This window comes from Prosthecobacter gellanilyticus, from assembly GCF_007992435.1.
Taxonomy (GTDB): domain Bacteria; phylum Verrucomicrobiota; class Verrucomicrobiia; order Verrucomicrobiales; family Verrucomicrobiaceae; genus Prosthecobacter; species Prosthecobacter gellanilyticus.
In genome coordinates this window covers 1-14,867 of sequence record NZ_BKAG01000036.1, presented here as the reverse complement: position 1 = coordinate 14,867, position 14,867 = coordinate 1, and the positions used below count along the sequence as shown (strand labels likewise).

Here is a 14,867-nt window from a genome sequence, read left to right as displayed (position 1 = left end):
GGTGGTTGAATTAGTGAGACACGTCAGCCGGAGCATCCAGCTCCTTCGGCGGATAGAAGGCGATCAGCAGCAGCACGGCAGCGGCGAGGGAAAGACCGGTGGGCCAAAGGAAGAGCTCCTTGTAGTTCACTACACCATTGACAGTGAGTTTGTCCTGCAGCGGGATGAAGAACAGTTTCGCAGCAAAGTCACCAATCCCCAGAACGAGCAGATTGAAGAGCCCCTGCGCACTGGACCGCACGTCTTTCGGGAAGGCGGCATCAATGAAGATATAGAGCGTGGCGAAGAAGAAGGCGTAGCAGATGCCGTGCAGCACTTGCACGAAGATGATCATGGTCTGGTTCTCCGGCATGAAGGCAAACACGGCGAAGCGTGCTGCGTGACCGAGGACGCCAAGGATCATCGTGGTCTTCCATCCCATCCTGGAAAGGAACCAGCCCAGCACGGCCATCGTCGCGATCTCGGCGATCTGGCCGATGCTCATCACTGGCATGATCCACTCCGGCTTGATACCGACCACATTGCTTCCCAGGAAACCACCCGCCATGAGGAAGTAACCGTTGTGAATGGTGGAGTCGATGAAGGTGACAATAAAGAGAACCAGCAGGTAAGGTTTGCTGAGAAACCTCGCTGCTTTGACCCAGGCAAAACCGCCTTCACCAGCAACAGCGGGCTTGGCAGGTGTGTGAGGCAGACTGAGACTGAACGCGGCCAGCACAAGCGAAGCAACGCCCGAGATGAGGAAGATGTTCCGGCTGGCAATCACGGCATCCACACCCGTTTTCCCCTGAAGGACGAAGTAGAGCGGCCAGGCAGCGAGGATCCAGCCGATAGTGCCGCCCATGCGCACAAGACCGAATTCCTTCTGGGCATTCTTCAAATGGGTGAAGGCGATGGAGTTCGAAACAGAGATCGTCGGCACATAGAGCAGCGAGTGGACGAGCATCAGGCTGAAGAAGGTGGTGAAGTCCTTTACCCAGAACATGCCTAGAATGGCGAGGCCACCGACCAAGTGACTGAAGGCCATAAACTTCTCTGCGGAAAAATTACGGTCGGCAAACTGGTTGCTGAAGAAAATGCCAAGGATGGACGCGATCACAAAAGCGCTGCCGACCATGGTGATCTGAAACCCCGAGAAGTTCAGACCATCCTTGCCCATGTAGCCCCAGATGAGCGGCAGCCAGGCCCCCCAGATGAAGAACTCGAGGACCATCATGACGAACAGTTTCTTGGCGGCAGGTGATTTCATAGAAGCGGGCGGAGGCTAGGGAGTGCGGTGGAAGCAGGCAAGGTTTTCTTCAACAAGAGAAGAGGGTCATCAGGCAGAGACGAATGCACTGGCAGCATAAAAGGATCAGACAGGCACGTCAGGCTCCGCGCTTCTGCTCGAACAGCCACTTCCAGAACTCCGGGTTGTCATACGTCTGGGTCCACGAGTCATGCCCCACGCCGGGGTAGATGGTGAGCTTTACGGGAGCGCCGATCTTCTTCAGCGCATCATGCATCTTGTGACTGAACTCGACCGGTACGGCGGCGTCTTTGTCGCCGTGGAAGATCCAGCAAGGCAGCTTGGCGATGCGGTCCGCCATGACCCAGCGCACCCCTGCCCCGCCGCACACAGGCGCAATGGCCGCGTAAGTGTCCGGATACTCCATCGCCGTCTCCCAGGTGCCAAAGCCACCCATGCTCAGACCTGTGAGATACACGCGGCTGGCATCGATGCGCTCCGTCTGGATGAGGTGATCTGTGACTGCCTTCACACCCTGAGGGCTCCAGATCTGCTTGGGCTCACACTGCAGACTGGCGATGACGGCGGGAAACTTCTGCCCGGCCGCGATGAGCTTTGGCGGGCCGTGTTTTTTCAACATCTCCAGGTCAGTGCCACGCTCTCCCGAACCATGGAGGAAGATCACCAAGGGCCATTTTTTGGCCGTGTCAGCCTCATAGCCCTCCGGCTTGGAGAGCAGGTAGCGGTAGTTGACCTTGATGACGAAATCCCCGCTATAGGAAGCAGGGGTTTGGGTGTCCGCAAAGCTTGGCGAAAAAGCAAGGAGGAGGGCGAGAAGAGAGAGCGTTTTGACCATGAAGGGCATTCAACGCTGAGACCACGGCAATGCTCTCAAAGGTTCATCACGAAAGGCAGGATGGACGATCCTCGGAACAACTTTGGAAGCCTTGAGCAAGGACATCCCCTTCTAACGGCAATAAAACCCATGCCTAAAACCTATGGAATTACAAAATTTTTACCACTAAACCAACTCCATTTTGAATCCATAAGGGCCCTCTCAACGAACATGCTCCAGATGCGCAATTTACGCCTAATCATTAACAAATAATTCATAAATTATGGAAATTATGTTTAAATAAGCTAAATTATACAGACGCATTTATCGTGACTCCACCTGCGCCTATCTCACCGACCTCACAGCCCCCTGCACTCAGCAGCGAGTGTGGACTCGCTGCGAAACATCGTCCCTATGAGAGTGAGGGAAGTAAGAAAGGGCTGAAAATGGGTGTCCTCAGCCGCAGTCTGCTGGCGTTCCTGACCATCGGCATTGCCACCATCCTCGTCAGCCCCAAGGCACAAGCGGCCACCTTAATCTGGACGGGGCTGGGGACCGATAACGGCATCACCACCACTGGCAACTGGAACACGGGAACGCCCGTGAATGGTGACAGCCTGACCTTCTCAGGGAACACTAGACTCACGCCCACGCTGTCCTCGGGGTTGAGCGTGGCCACGATTCTTTTTGACGTCAACGCCACCGGATCATTCACCCTGGGCGGAGCTGGAACCTACACCATTGGCTCCGGCGGCATCACCAACAGCAGCACGAACCTCCAGACGATCAACAATGCGATCACCCTGAACGCATCACAATCCTGGAGCGCCACCAGCGGCAATCTCACCTTCGGCGGGAACATCAGCACGGGTGCGAATTTGCTCACGATCACCGGCACCAAGGTGACCACGATCAACGGGGTGATTTCCGGAACGGGCGGCCTCAACAAAGCCACCACGACCGGCACCCTGGCGCTCAATGGAGCCAACACGTATTCAGGCACCACCACATTGGGTTCGGGCACCAGCAGCGCCGGCACGGTGATCATCGGTAATGATGCGGCTTTCGGTACCAGCGCCGTCTCCACGGGCGTCCTGACCCTGCAAACGGCGGGCGGTGCGCGCACCCTGGCCAACAACTTCACGGTCACACGGACGCTGACCTTTCAGAATGCGGACAACCTGACTTTCAATGGCACGGTCTCCATGAACTCCAGCCGGACCTTCACCGTCAACGGGGCGGGCACGGTGACCATGAACGGAGTCGTCACCCAAGTATCAGGCAGTCGTAGACTGACCAAGAATGGCACAGGAACCCTGATCCTGAATGGCGCGAACACTTTTAGCGGCGGCCTCACCGCCACGACAGGAACCTTGGTGTTCGGCAACAATGCAGCCGCAGGAACCGGTGGCATCATTTTCGGGTCGAGCACCGCTTCTCCGACCATCCAGGCCGGCGGCGGCACCCGGACGATCGCCAATGGGGTCACTCTTTCTGGCAACGTTACCTTCAGCGGAGCCAATGATCTGATCTTTACCGGTGCGACCTCCATGTCAGCCACACGCACACTCACGGTGACAAACAACACCACCTTCAGCGGTGTCGTCAGCGGCGCGGGCGGCCTGACCAAGAACGGAACAGGCACACTGACGCTCAGCGGCACTTCAGCGAACACATTCTCGGGAGTATCGACGGTGAATGACGGCACCGTGGTGCTGAACAAGTCATCCGGAAATGCCATGGCCTCCACCTCGCTGGTGATTGGCGACAGCACAGGAGCAGCGGCCTCTGCCATCGTCCAAAACAATGCCTCCAACCAAATCCCCGATGGTGCTGCGGTGACCATCCGCACAGACGGCCAGTTGAACCTGCAAGGCTTCACGGAAGGGATCGGCAGCCTCACCATGAGTGGCGGCAGCGTCACAGGCACCGCTGGCTCGCAACTCACTCTCGGGGGTGATGTGACCATCAGCCCCCTCACGACGAATGTCGCGCAGATCACCTCCGGCCTCGGTCTCGGCGGGAACCGGCTTTTCACGGTCAATGATAACTCCGTCACCACTGACAGCGATCTCACGGTCTCCGGTGTGGTCTCGGGTGCATTCACGCTCACGAAAGCAGGGCCGGGCACCATGACACTCAGTGGTACCAACACCTACACCGGTGTGACCACTAATAATGAGGGCACCCTGATCATAGACAACGCTAGTGCGCTGGGCACCAACTCCGTGAACGTGGCGAACACCTCCGGCAGCGTCAACGCCGCCCTGCTTTTCAGCGCGACGAGCGGGCGCACCGTGACCAATGCCATCACCGTGCAGACTGGCAGCAGCGGCACGGCCACCCTGGGAGGGATGAACACGGCCGGAACCAATACCTTCGGCGGCACCGTCACGCTGAACAAGACAGCCATCGTCACGGCGGAATCCGGCGGCGAGGTGGCTTTCAACGGCGTCGTGTCCGGAGCTGGCGGCCTAACCAAAATAGGTGCTGGCACGGTCCGCCTGGGTGCCGCGAGCACCTATACAGGGCTGACCACCGTCAGTGCCGGAACCCTGGCCTATGGCGTGAGCAATGCGCTCTCCACCGGTGCCGTGACGATTGATGGCCCCACAGCAGTGCTCGATTTCGGAGCCAACCGCACGGACTCCGTAGGTCAGGTCATTCTTGCCAATGGTGGCAGCATCACCGGCAGCGGCACCTCTGCTCTGACCAGCACCGCCAGCTATGATCTGCGCAGTGGCTCGGTGGGCATTCCCCTGGCGGGAAGCCTCGGCTTGGTGAAGTCCACAGCGGCCACGGTCATCCTCTCTGGCGTGAACACTTACACAGGCACCACGAGTGTGAGCGCGGGCACGCTGCAGCTCGGTGTGGCCAGCAGCCTGCCCTCCACCTCCGCAGTGACGGTCAGCAGCGGAGCCATCCTGAATGCGAATGGTTTCAGTCAGACCATCGGCTCGCTGGCCGGCGCGGGCAATGTGACCATGGGAGCAGGCAGCCTCACCACGGGCGGGGACAACACCTCCACGACCTTCTCCGGCATCATCAGCGGATCCAGCAACCTAACCAAAAGTGGCAGCGGTGTCTTCACGGTCAGCGGAGCCAGCAGCTACACCGGCACGACCACCGTCAATGCGGGCACCTTGAGACTCGGAGTCGTCAACGGTGTCACCACCACCTCCGCAGTGGCGGTGGCGAGCGGTGCCATCTATGATCTGAATGGCTTTAATAGCACGATCGGCTCCATCGCTGGCGCGGGAAATGTGACCCTGGGTAGCGCCACGCTGATCGCAGGGAGCAATGGCACCTCCACCACTCTTTCCGGCGTGATCAGCGGTACCGGTGGCTTCACCAAGGAAGGCACCGGCACACTCACCCTCTCCGGAACGAACACTTTTAGCGGAACAATGCTGGTGGACAATGGCACCGTGGTGCTCTCCGGCACCAATGGCAGCGCAGCCAATGCCTCCGGCATCACCATCGGCACGGGAGCCACACTGAATCTCGACAGCAGCACGAACGCGAACGCCAACCGCATCGGCAACAGCACGCCCATCACTCTGAGCGGAGGCACCCTGATCCTCAATGGCAACACCGTTCTGGGAACGACGGAAACGGTGGGTGCGCTCAATGCTGCGGCCGGAGCCTCGAACATCATCGTCAATCATAATGCCCTGCCCGCTCTGGCATCCTCCCTCACGTTCAGTTCACTAGGCACCATCTCCCCAGGTGCCACGGTGAATTTCACCGGCACCGGCGGCACCCTGGGCGCCGCACTTGTGGGTCCGCACATTTATATCACCGGCCAGCCCAACGGTCTCATCGGTGGTTGGGCCACCGTCGGCAGTGATTTCGCCGAATACACGGTGGACGGCGTGCGTGCCTTCAGCAGCTACTACACAGGCAGTGATGGCATCAACGTCAACGATCCCACCAAGATCGTGTTGCTGAACAACGCATCGCCAACCTCCGCCTACACTCTTACCAACGCGGGAACCACGACTGATCTGGGCCTGAACCTCGCGGATCTCGCCACCGTGGATCTCGGAGCATCTAACACGCGCACGCTGAATCTTGCGGGCGGCGGCCTCATCAAAAGCAGCGCCACAGCCACCACGATGTCTGGAGCCGGACGTCTGACCGCCGGTGGCACTGCAGCAGGCACTTTGGCCGTCTCCGTGGATGCGGGCCATCAACTCACCATCTCCTCCAGCATCATCGACAACGCCGGCAGCAACGGCATTTATGGCGATGCTGGCGATGGTGTGGTCTCCCTGTCCAAGGCAGACGCGGGAACCCTGACCCTTTCCGGCACGAACACTTTCACTGGCAACGTGTTTGTGAATGCTGGCACCTTGCAGGTGGCAGCAGAGGCGAATCTGGGAGCCGCTGGAAACGACGTCATCTTCGGCGGTGGCACACTCTCCATCACCACGGGGTTCGCCGCCAGCACGACCAAGGTGCTCACGGTCAGTTCCGATCTGAGCGGCACGCTGGACATCGCCGCCAGCCAGACTCTGACCCTGGGAAATGCCAGCGGCACGCTGACCACTGGAAACACCAACAGCGTGCTGACGAAAAGCGGATCGGGCAACTTGGTCGTGCAGGGAGCCAATGCGGCGTTTGACGGCACTCTGCAGATCAATGCGGGCGGTGTGGAACTGCGAAACGCCCAGTCCCTGGGTGATGCCACGAACCGTGGCAAGGTCACACTCAATGGCGGCACTCTGCTGCTGCGCAATGATGCCAGCACCAGTTTCAGCAATGATGTGCTCGTCAGTGAAAACTCAACCATCGATGTCGGCAGGCTCACCGGGACAACACCTGCGGTCACGCACACTCTGGGAGCCTTGAGCATCGGCGCCAAGACACTCACCACCACCGGCAGCAATGGCGCGATCGCAGCCACTGGGAATGTCACCCTAACAGGAAATGCGACCTTCAATCCGACAACTGCGGATCTTTCTCTCGGAGCTGTGTCAGGCTCATTCGGCTTCACCAAGACAGGCGCGGGAGCGCTCATCATGGCGGGTAGCAGCACCTACACCGGCACCACCACCGTCAGCACCGGCACGCTGCGCCTCGGTGCCGCAGGCGGCGTGTCCGCCGCCTCGGCCGTCAGCGTGGCCAGTGGCGCGGTCTTTGATCTGAATAATCTCAGCGGCGCCATTGGCTCGCTGGCAGGCGCGGGAAATGTCACGCTCGGCAGCGGCACGCTGACAACAGGCGCTGACAACACCTCCACCACCTTCTCCGGGGTCATCAGCGGCACCGGAGGCCTAACTAAAAGTGGGAGTGGCGTCTTCACGCTCAGCGGAACCAACACCTACAGCGGCTCGACGACGATCAACGCCGGCACCTTGAGACTGGGCAGCGCCGGGGGCGTGCCCTCCAGCTCGGCCCTGAGCGTGAGCGTGGCCGTTGGCGCCACATATGACCTGAACAATTTTAACAGCACCATCGGCTCACTCGCAGGTGCGGGCAGCGTGCTGCTGGGCAACGGCACTCTGAACACGGGTGGTGACAACACCTCCACGACCTTCTCCGGCGCGATCAGCGGCACGGGTGCTCTGACGAAGAGCGGCACCGGCACCTTCACTCTCAGCGGTGCCAGCACCTACTCCGGCGTGACCACCATCAGCAATGGTGTCCTTCTAGTTCAGCACACCGCAGCACTCGGCAGCACCGCTGGTGCCACGGTGGTGAACTCAGGAGCAGAACTGCGCCTCGCAGGCGGCACATCCGTGGGGGCGGAGCCGCTCACGCTAAATGGTTCGGGCATCTCTTCCTCGGGAGCCTTGCATCTGGTCAGCGGCACCAGTTCCTGGTCAGGCCCCGTGACCGTGGCGACCTCCGCCACCATCGCGGCGGATGCTGGTCAGCTCACCCTCGGAAGCACCGTGGACCTCGGAGCCAACACCCTCACCTTCACAGGAGCGGGAGCTCATCGCGCCGATGGAATCATCATCGGCACCGGCAACCTCATCAAAAGTGGTGCAGGCTCCTTGACGCTTTCGGCAGTGAACACCTTCAGCGGCACCACCACGGTGAACGCAGGCACGGTGAACGTGCAGAATGGAGCGGCCTTCGGCGCGGCGGGTGTGGGCTCGGTCACGGTGGCCACAGGAGCGGCCCTGGTCTTTAACAACGTGGATGGCATCAATGTCGGCAACAAGCCGCTCACCCTGAACGGCACCGGCATCAGCGGAACGGGAGCTATTTCCAGCGTGCTGGGCAACCACTCCTGGGCAGGCAACATCACCCTGGCCTCAGACTCGACCATTGCCGTCGAGGCAGACAGCTTCATGGCTTCCGGTGTGATGGGTGAGAGTGGTGGTGCACGTGCTCTCACCAAGACAGGCGCAGGCACGCTGATCCTGGGCGGCAGCAACACCTACACGGGGGCGACAAACATCACCGCAGGCACCCTGCAAATCGGCTCCGCTGAACGCATCGGCGACTCCTCAGCGGTCACCGTGGCCTCCGGAGCCACGCTGGATCTGAACGACGCCGATGAAACGATCGGGTCTCTCGCGGGAGCTGGCGCAGTCTCCTTCGGCATTGCCCCCGCCGCTGAAGCCACAGCGTCCCTCACCGCGGGTGGTGACGGCACCAGCACCACCTTCTCCGGTGCCCTCACGGGAGCCGGTGATTTCACCAAAGTTGGTTCGGGCACGATGACACTCAGCGGCGCCAACACCTTCACCGGCCTGGTCTCGCTCGACGGCGGGGTGCTGGCCATCGACACGAATGCAAGACTCGGAGACACCGCCAACGCGATCGACTTCGGAGGCGGCACGCTGCGCATGACCTCCTCCATCAGCATGAGCCGCGCCATCACCCTGAGCACCGCCGGGACCGTGGACACAGCCGGGGTGAACTCCACCATCAGCACCGCCATGAGCGGCGGCGGGAGCTTTACCAAGACCGGCACCGGCACGCTGACACTGACGGGCAGCAACAGCTACACTGGCACCACGACGGTGAGCCAGGGCAGCCTGCAGGTCGGCAGTGGTGGCAATGGCACCAGCGGCACCGGAGCCGTCACTGCGGCGAACACCTCCGTCGTGCTCGGCACGGGTGTGCTCCAGGGGACCAGCTTCACCGCGCAGAGCGGTTCCACCATTCATCCGGGAGACTCCATCCTGCCTGCGGGTCATGGCACCCTGAGCTTCACCCCTGCTGGCGGGACCGGCACCTTTATTTTCCAAAGCGGCAGCCAGGTCGAGCTGGGCATCACGACTCCCAATGCCACCAGCGCGAGCTATGCTGGCAACGCGCTGGGCTCCGCAGGCTACAATGCCTGGGCGGACAGCTTTACCGGAGTGGGCAGCGGCAGCCATGACCTGATGAACTTCAATGCCTCAGGTGGCGGCACACTGACCGTCAGTGGAAACATCAAGGTGAATGCCTCAGGCCTGAGTCCCAGCGTGGGCCAGGTCTTTAACCTGATCGACTGGAACACGCTGATCACCGCGAACTTCAGCGGATTCAACGTGGGCAACAACTACCGTAACGGTAGCGGCGACAATGGCTTGCAGTTCGACCTGCCTGACATCAGCGGCACGCCCAACCTGGCCTGGGACGTGAGCCGCTTCACGACCTCCGGCGTGATCGTCGTCGTGCTCATTCCAGAGCCATCACGCATTCTTTTGTTAGGCATGGCTTTGAGTGCCATGTTCTTCCGCCGCCGGAGACCTTGATGGCTGGATGCCTTCAGCCGCCAGTTCCTCCGCGAGCCGTTCCATTGGCAGCCCCATGACATTTGTCCATGAGCCTGCATGACCGGAGATGATCATGTCTCCGTGCTCCTGGATCCCGTAGGCGCCCGCCTTGTCCAGAGGGTTCACTCGCTCGTGGTAGGCGAGGATAAGCTCATCCGTCAGCGGCTTGAAGATGACCTCGGAGATGACATGAAATCCCCTGCCCTGACGGCCACCATCCCAGGCCAGATAAACTCCGGTGCACACTTCATGGGCACGTCCCGAGAGTCGGCGCAGCATGACCAGTGCCTCCTCACGATCCGCCGGCTTGCCCAAAGGCTCGCCATCCAGATACACCAGCGTGTCCGAGCCAAGGCATAAGGCATCTGCTCGTGTAGCAGAGGCTGCGGCAGCCTTTCGACGAGCATTCTCCACCGTCAGCGCCTGCGGAGTCAGTGAGGCATCATGCGCCTCCTCCACCTGCGGCACGATGATCTCAAACTCATACCCAGCCTCCCGCATCAGCTCCACACGTCGTGGAGATTGCGAGGCAAGAATCAGCGGTCGGCTCTGAGAAGTCATGCAGCCTTCCTAAACTGCTCGTCAAAGGACTGAAAGGACAGAAACGACCTCTGGGAAAACAACGGCAAACCACTGCCAACAATGGCAAACACCTGTCCTCCGAAGCGTTCCGCGGAGGAGGAACCGCAAACGGCTCCCGCCTCAGGTCCCCATATCCTCGATCATGAGCACTTCGTCAGCACGCAGCATGGCATCGCGGTCCTGGAAGGTCCGGTAGCGATAGTAGCCCGTTTTGCCCACAAACTGGGGCTCGCCCTTGCACAAAAATTCGCGGCCATCCTTGAGCGTGATCTTGTGATTGCTGCCGGACTGGCAGCTGCTGAACAGGCCGAGGGTGATGAGGAGCAGGAAACAACGAAGGACAGTCATGTCGAAGGAGACAGTTGGACAAAGAAAAACGTTCGCCGCGCACTCAGGCAAGCTTAATATAAAACGAATGTCCGCCGCCACCTTCCTCAGTGAATTTTTCCGCAATTGGCAAACGGTGGGTGCTGTCGCACCCTCCAGCCCAGCCTTGGCGGAGCAGATGATGCTGGCCGCAGAGGTGGGGAAGGCGCGGCACATCCTGGAGCTCGGGCCCGGCACGGGCGCCTTTACCGAGGCCATCCAGGCCGCCATGACCAAGGACGCCAGCTACCTCGGGATCGAGATTAACCCCACCTTCACCGAGCAGCTCCGCCAACGTTTCCGGGGCATGACCTTCGAGGTCGCCGGGGCGCAGGAGTTTGATTTCGAGGCCTATCTCGCCGGCAAACCGCCGATCGATGTCGTCGTCAGTGGCCTGCCCTGGACCGCCTTTCCGAGATCCCTTCAGGAGTCGATCCTCGGCAACGTGCTCCCCCATCTGAGCCAGGGCGGACGCTTCGCCACCTTTGCCTACTTCGGCTTTCACTTCCTCCCCAGCGGCCAGCGCTTCCGCGAACTGCTGCAGCAAAGCCTCCCGGAAGTTGATACGAGTGCCGTGGTGTGGGCGAACCTGCCGCCTGCGTTTGTTTATATCGGACGGAAATGAGGTGATCTAGGTCAGGGAGGCGTTACCACGACATCACTAAGCTGAGTGACCTCTGACTTCTTGGCATCTCTGACTTTGTAGTTCACGGACACAACGACCTTTGATCCTACTGGACGACCATCCTTGAACCTCGGCTCGGCACGTGCGTTTTTCTTCACATGGCTTAGCACATAGTCCTGGAGTTCCTGAGGAGCGTCGGACTTTATCACCTTGGCATCGGTGACTTGGCATGCCGGCGAAAAAGTGACCATGATCCTCATGGAGCCGTTCTCACCAGTTGCTTGGCCTTTGGGGGTCGCGCAACCCGTGCCTAGCAGACAAATACACGCCATCTGAAGCAAGAACTGCCGGGTCACTTTAGAGAATACAGACATGAGGAGTAGAAGGACACAGGTCAATAGCGAGCCCAGCCAATCTACCAACTCAATCCAATGTCTTCTCTCCCACGATGCTCCAGGCCTTGGCGATCTTCCCGTCCTGGACCTCATAGATCATCATCAGCCGGATCTTGCCCGTGCCCTCCGGAAAGGTGCGGCTGACCTCTTCATAGTCCACCACTGTCTGCCCCATTACCACCCGACTCAGCAAATGAGCATGCAGATTCGGCTCCTGAAAACGCAGCGCGAAACGTTCCCGCAGCACCGAGGTGCCACTGGCCAGCAAGGTGGCAGGATGCTCAAACAACTGCGCATCATCCGCATACATGTCCATTAGCGCATCAAGGTCTCGCGCATTGTAGGCATCTAGTTGCCTTTGAATGACGGAGGCGGGATCGGTGGATGATGGCATGACAGGAAGTAGCGAAGACGTTGAGCCCGCAGTGATGACAGGCAAGTCATTCGTCAATTTGCAGCGAGTCGGGACCGACCTCGCGAAAGGCAATCTTCCGCGGCTTGACGGCCGGCCAGTCTTCCGCATGGACAAAGTTTCTCGCCAGCATCACCAGATCCTCCGGCGCTTCGGACAGAAAATTCACCTCGTCAGCGGTCAGCTTCATCGCGATGCTCTCATAGGAGTTACCACGACGGACCGCCACCAGCACATGCGTGCCAGTTTCTTCTGAACGATAAACAGAGAACCAATAGGCAGAGTCCCTGTAAACAAGCTTGAGCGTCATGACTTGTGAACTGAGCCGATCACAAAGATTGAGCAAGGTGGAACGCATGCAATGCATGAGGAGAACCCCTGTAGATTTCTCCGTGCGCTCAAGCCAAACAATCTTGCATTCCCTCTCGCAGCATGGCTTCATTAAGGGATATGAAATTCCCCCCCGCTTTCATCTGCGCCGTGATGGTTGCCTTCGCCACCCTGGCTCCGGCCAAGGATGCACCTTCGGATGTGCTTCCGGCCACGATTCATCCATCGGACCGGCACTACATTGATCTGGAGACGGGTTACCTTTGGAAGGTCGGGGGCAGCACAGAGCTTAACTATGGCATGGTGCCGGTGATGCTCACCTGGCGCTCACCCGAAGTGTTCGGGCTGGATTTTTCGGATGGATCCAAGCTCTTCGTTCGCAATCGCATTTCTCTACTCGGACAGTGGATCGAAACCGGGCCTGAGAACCATTACTTCGGACTCATGGGCGCGCCCTCCATCGAATGGTGGAACGCGGCAGGCACCTGGTCCGTCTACGCGGGCATCGGTGGTGGTGCGGGCTGGATTGATTCCCAGGGCGTGACCGGCGGCCAAGGCCAGGACTTCACCTACAACTGGTTCGCCAATGCCGGTGTGGCACGCGCGATTACGGATGATGTGCAGCTGCGCGTCGGTGCGATGTTTCAGCATTTGTCCAACCGTGGTGCCACGGATCCAAATCCGGGTGTGAACACACTGGGTGTCACCATCGGTCTTTCATGGGGTTTCTGATTGGAAAGAGGCATGAGCAAATTCAGCATCGTACAGGCCATCCGTGAACGCGCGCAGCCCGAGGCCACTGCGCTGGTGCAAAAAGACCGCAGCTTGAGTTATCGGAAGTTGTTCGAGCGTTGCGATGCTCTCGCAGCCTTGATCCGACCGCATCTCACCGCATCACCTGACCGCGTGGACCGCCTCCGCGTGGGTGTGCATTTCCCGAGCAGTCTGGACTATGTGCCGCTGGCGCTCGCCACGCTGGCTGCGGACACCTGCTTCGTGCCCATTCCAGATGAACTCGCGGAAGAAGAAAAGCGCGAGCTCCTGGCCCGCACGGCCCTGGACTATGTCCTAGTGATCGAATCCGCCGCTGCCTGGCTGCCTGCGGATTCACAGCGTCTGGGCGACTTCGAACTGAACGGCCAGAAGGTCCTGATCGCCAAAGTTCCGCCTCAGCAAGCCGCCTTCCCAAGAGATGCTTTTGAGGCGCTGAACCCGGCCTTCATCCGCTTCAGTTCCGGCACCACGGGCAAATCCAAAGGCGTGCTGCTCTCCCACGAATCACTTTTGCAGCGCATCACCGCCGCGAATGAAGGCCTGCGCATCGGCGCTGGCGATCGCGTGCTCTGGGTGCTGCCGATGGCGCATCACTTCGCGGTTTCCATCGTCCTTTATCTCTATCACGGGGCCACGACGATCATCGAGGAAACCCACCTCGGCGAAGACCTCCTGCGTGCCGGTGCTGAGCAAAAGGCCACCGTCATGTACGGCAGTCCCGTACACTACCGGCAGCTTGTCGAAGCACCTGATGTGGCCCAGTGGACCACGCTGCGCTTGGCCGTGGCCACCGCAGCTTCCCTGGATGCCGCGACGGCGGAAAAATTCCGCGCGCGCTTCGGAAGGGATCTTGTGCAGGGCCTGGGCATCATCGAGCTCGGCCTTCCCTTGATGAACTTCGGTGGAGCCGTGGAGGCCCCGGAGGCCATCGGTCTTCCGCTACCTGCCTACGAGTGCCTTTTGAAGAATGACGACGGCGAGGAACCGCCCACCGGCGACCCTGGTGAGATCTGCCTGCGCGGTCCAGGCATGTTTGATGCCTACCTCGACCCCTGGCTGCCCCGTGCCCAGGTCGTGGATGCAGAGGGCTGGTTTGCCTCGGGTGACCTCGGCAAGCGCGATGCCGCAGGCCGGGTCTTTATCGTCGGCCGCAAGAAGACACTGATCAATGTCGGCGGCATGAAAGTCTTCCCTGAAGAGGTCGAGGCCGTCATGGATTCCCATCCCAAGGTCCAGCGGAGCCTCGTCGAAGCCCGCCTGCACCCCCTCTACGGCGAGGTCCCTGTGGCCAAATACATCGCCAGTCCCGAAGGCGCCCCGACCTCCATGGAACTCCGCACCCATCTGAAGACACGTCTGGCCGGGTATAAGATTCCCCTCATGTTCAGCGTCGTTCCCGAACTCCCCCTGACCGCGAGCGGGAAGCTGAAGCGGGCGTGACTACTCGCCTCCGGCATACTCAATGCGCTTGATGACCGGCGTTTCAGGATCGCGGAAATCCACATAGAACCGGTAGCCAGCCATGAAATTGACGTCGTCGCCGTCGACGGACGGCATAGCTTTCGGATTCAGGATGGCCCCTGCACCTGCCGTGTA

Annotated in this window: 11 protein-coding genes; 4 read left to right on the top strand and 7 right to left on the bottom strand. The window is 60.1% G+C overall.

Annotated features, from left to right (window positions below; genetic code table 11):
* Positions 1–10: 10 nt before the first annotated feature.
* A complete protein-coding gene (locus BGE01nite_RS20270; protein WP_146853060.1) occupies positions 11–1,249 on the bottom strand; it encodes an MFS transporter in 1,239 nt (412 codons plus the stop codon).
* A 118-nt stretch (positions 1,250–1,367) separates the two neighbouring features.
* Complete coding sequence (locus BGE01nite_RS20265) at positions 1,368–2,084, bottom strand: carboxylesterase family protein (RefSeq protein ID WP_170266930.1); 717 nt, start codon at positions 2,082–2,084, stop codon at positions 1,368–1,370.
* A gap of 425 nt (positions 2,085–2,509) precedes the next feature.
* Here BGE01nite_RS20265 and BGE01nite_RS20260 point away from each other — a divergent pair, with 425 nt between their 5' ends.
* Positions 2,510–9,766 carry an autotransporter-associated beta strand repeat-containing protein gene (locus BGE01nite_RS20260; protein WP_146853056.1) on the top strand — a complete coding sequence of 2,419 codons (7,257 nt, stop codon included), beginning with the start codon at positions 2,510–2,512 and terminating at the stop codon, positions 9,764–9,766.
* On the opposite strand, the gene BGE01nite_RS20255 is transcribed toward BGE01nite_RS20260, so the two are convergent.
* Together BGE01nite_RS20255 and BGE01nite_RS29080 are read right to left on the bottom strand one after the other, a co-directional pair.
* Positions 9,719–10,348 carry a Maf family protein gene (locus BGE01nite_RS20255; RefSeq protein WP_146853054.1) on the bottom strand — a complete coding sequence of 210 codons (630 nt, stop codon included), beginning with the start codon at positions 10,346–10,348 and terminating at the stop codon, positions 9,719–9,721. The two genes, BGE01nite_RS20260 and BGE01nite_RS20255, sit on opposite strands and share 48 nt — an antisense overlap.
* A gap of 141 nt (positions 10,349–10,489) precedes the next feature.
* A complete protein-coding gene (locus tag BGE01nite_RS29080) occupies positions 10,490–10,717 on the bottom strand; it encodes a YgdI/YgdR family lipoprotein (protein WP_170266929.1) in 228 nt (75 codons plus the stop codon).
* 67 nt (positions 10,718–10,784) lie between these two features.
* Between BGE01nite_RS29080 and BGE01nite_RS20245 the strand changes: the two genes are divergently transcribed.
* Entirely contained in the window at positions 10,785–11,360 is a 576-nt protein-coding gene (locus tag BGE01nite_RS20245; protein ID WP_170266928.1) for a class I SAM-dependent methyltransferase, read from the top strand.
* An 11-nt stretch (positions 11,361–11,371) separates the two neighbouring features.
* Here BGE01nite_RS20245 and BGE01nite_RS29925 read toward each other — a convergent pair whose 3' ends face one another.
* The 3 genes from BGE01nite_RS29925 to BGE01nite_RS20230 form a co-directional block, all read right to left on the bottom strand.
* On the bottom strand, positions 11,372–11,692 hold the full coding sequence (locus BGE01nite_RS29925; RefSeq protein ID WP_425485709.1) for an energy transducer TonB: 321 nt from the start codon (positions 11,690–11,692) through the stop codon (positions 11,372–11,374).
* A 91-nt stretch (positions 11,693–11,783) separates the two neighbouring features.
* The gene (locus tag BGE01nite_RS20235; protein ID WP_146853048.1) at positions 11,784–12,149 is read right to left on the bottom strand and encodes a nuclear transport factor 2 family protein; all 366 of its coding nucleotides are present in this window, start codon (positions 12,147–12,149) and stop codon (positions 11,784–11,786) included.
* 46 nt (positions 12,150–12,195) lie between these two features.
* Positions 12,196–12,525 carry a hypothetical protein gene (locus tag BGE01nite_RS20230; protein WP_146853046.1) on the bottom strand — a complete coding sequence of 110 codons (330 nt, stop codon included), beginning with the start codon at positions 12,523–12,525 and terminating at the stop codon, positions 12,196–12,198.
* Positions 12,526–12,617: 92 nt separating this feature from the next.
* On the opposite strand from BGE01nite_RS20230, the gene BGE01nite_RS20225 reads away from it, so the two are divergent.
* Both BGE01nite_RS20225 and BGE01nite_RS20220 read left to right on the top strand, forming a co-directional pair.
* Positions 12,618–13,229 carry an acyloxyacyl hydrolase gene (locus BGE01nite_RS20225; protein ID WP_170266926.1) on the top strand — a complete coding sequence of 204 codons (612 nt, stop codon included), beginning with the start codon at positions 12,618–12,620 and terminating at the stop codon, positions 13,227–13,229.
* A gap of 12 nt (positions 13,230–13,241) precedes the next feature.
* The gene (locus BGE01nite_RS20220; RefSeq protein WP_146853042.1) at positions 13,242–14,711 is read left to right on the top strand and encodes a class I adenylate-forming enzyme family protein; all 1,470 of its coding nucleotides are present in this window, start codon (positions 13,242–13,244) and stop codon (positions 14,709–14,711) included.
* Positions 14,712–14,867 lie beyond the last annotated feature (156 nt).

Coding starts and splice junctions, on each gene's coding strand:
- BGE01nite_RS20270 (WP_146853060.1), bottom strand. CDS start 1,249: ATGAAATCACCTGCCGCCAAGAAACTGTTCGTCATGATGGTCCTCGAG.
- BGE01nite_RS20265 (WP_170266930.1), bottom strand. CDS start 2,084: ATGGTCAAAACGCTCTCTCTTCTCGCCCTCCTCCTTGCTTTTTCGCCA.
- BGE01nite_RS20260 (WP_146853056.1), top strand. CDS start 2,510: ATGGGTGTCCTCAGCCGCAGTCTGCTGGCGTTCCTGACCATCGGCATT.
- BGE01nite_RS20255 (WP_146853054.1), bottom strand. CDS start 10,348: ATGACTTCTCAGAGCCGACCGCTGATTCTTGCCTCGCAATCTCCACGA.
- BGE01nite_RS29080 (WP_170266929.1), bottom strand. CDS start 10,717: ATGACTGTCCTTCGTTGTTTCCTGCTCCTCATCACCCTCGGCCTGTTC.
- BGE01nite_RS20245 (WP_170266928.1), top strand. CDS start 10,785: ATGTCCGCCGCCACCTTCCTCAGTGAATTTTTCCGCAATTGGCAAACG.
- BGE01nite_RS29925 (WP_425485709.1), bottom strand. CDS start 11,692: ATGGCGTGTATTTGTCTGCTAGGCACGGGTTGCGCGACCCCCAAAGGC.
- BGE01nite_RS20235 (WP_146853048.1), bottom strand. CDS start 12,149: ATGCCATCATCCACCGATCCCGCCTCCGTCATTCAAAGGCAACTAGAT.
- BGE01nite_RS20230 (WP_146853046.1), bottom strand. CDS start 12,525: ATGCGTTCCACCTTGCTCAATCTTTGTGATCGGCTCAGTTCACAAGTC.
- BGE01nite_RS20225 (WP_170266926.1), top strand. CDS start 12,618: ATGAAATTCCCCCCCGCTTTCATCTGCGCCGTGATGGTTGCCTTCGCC.
- BGE01nite_RS20220 (WP_146853042.1), top strand. CDS start 13,242: ATGAGCAAATTCAGCATCGTACAGGCCATCCGTGAACGCGCGCAGCCC.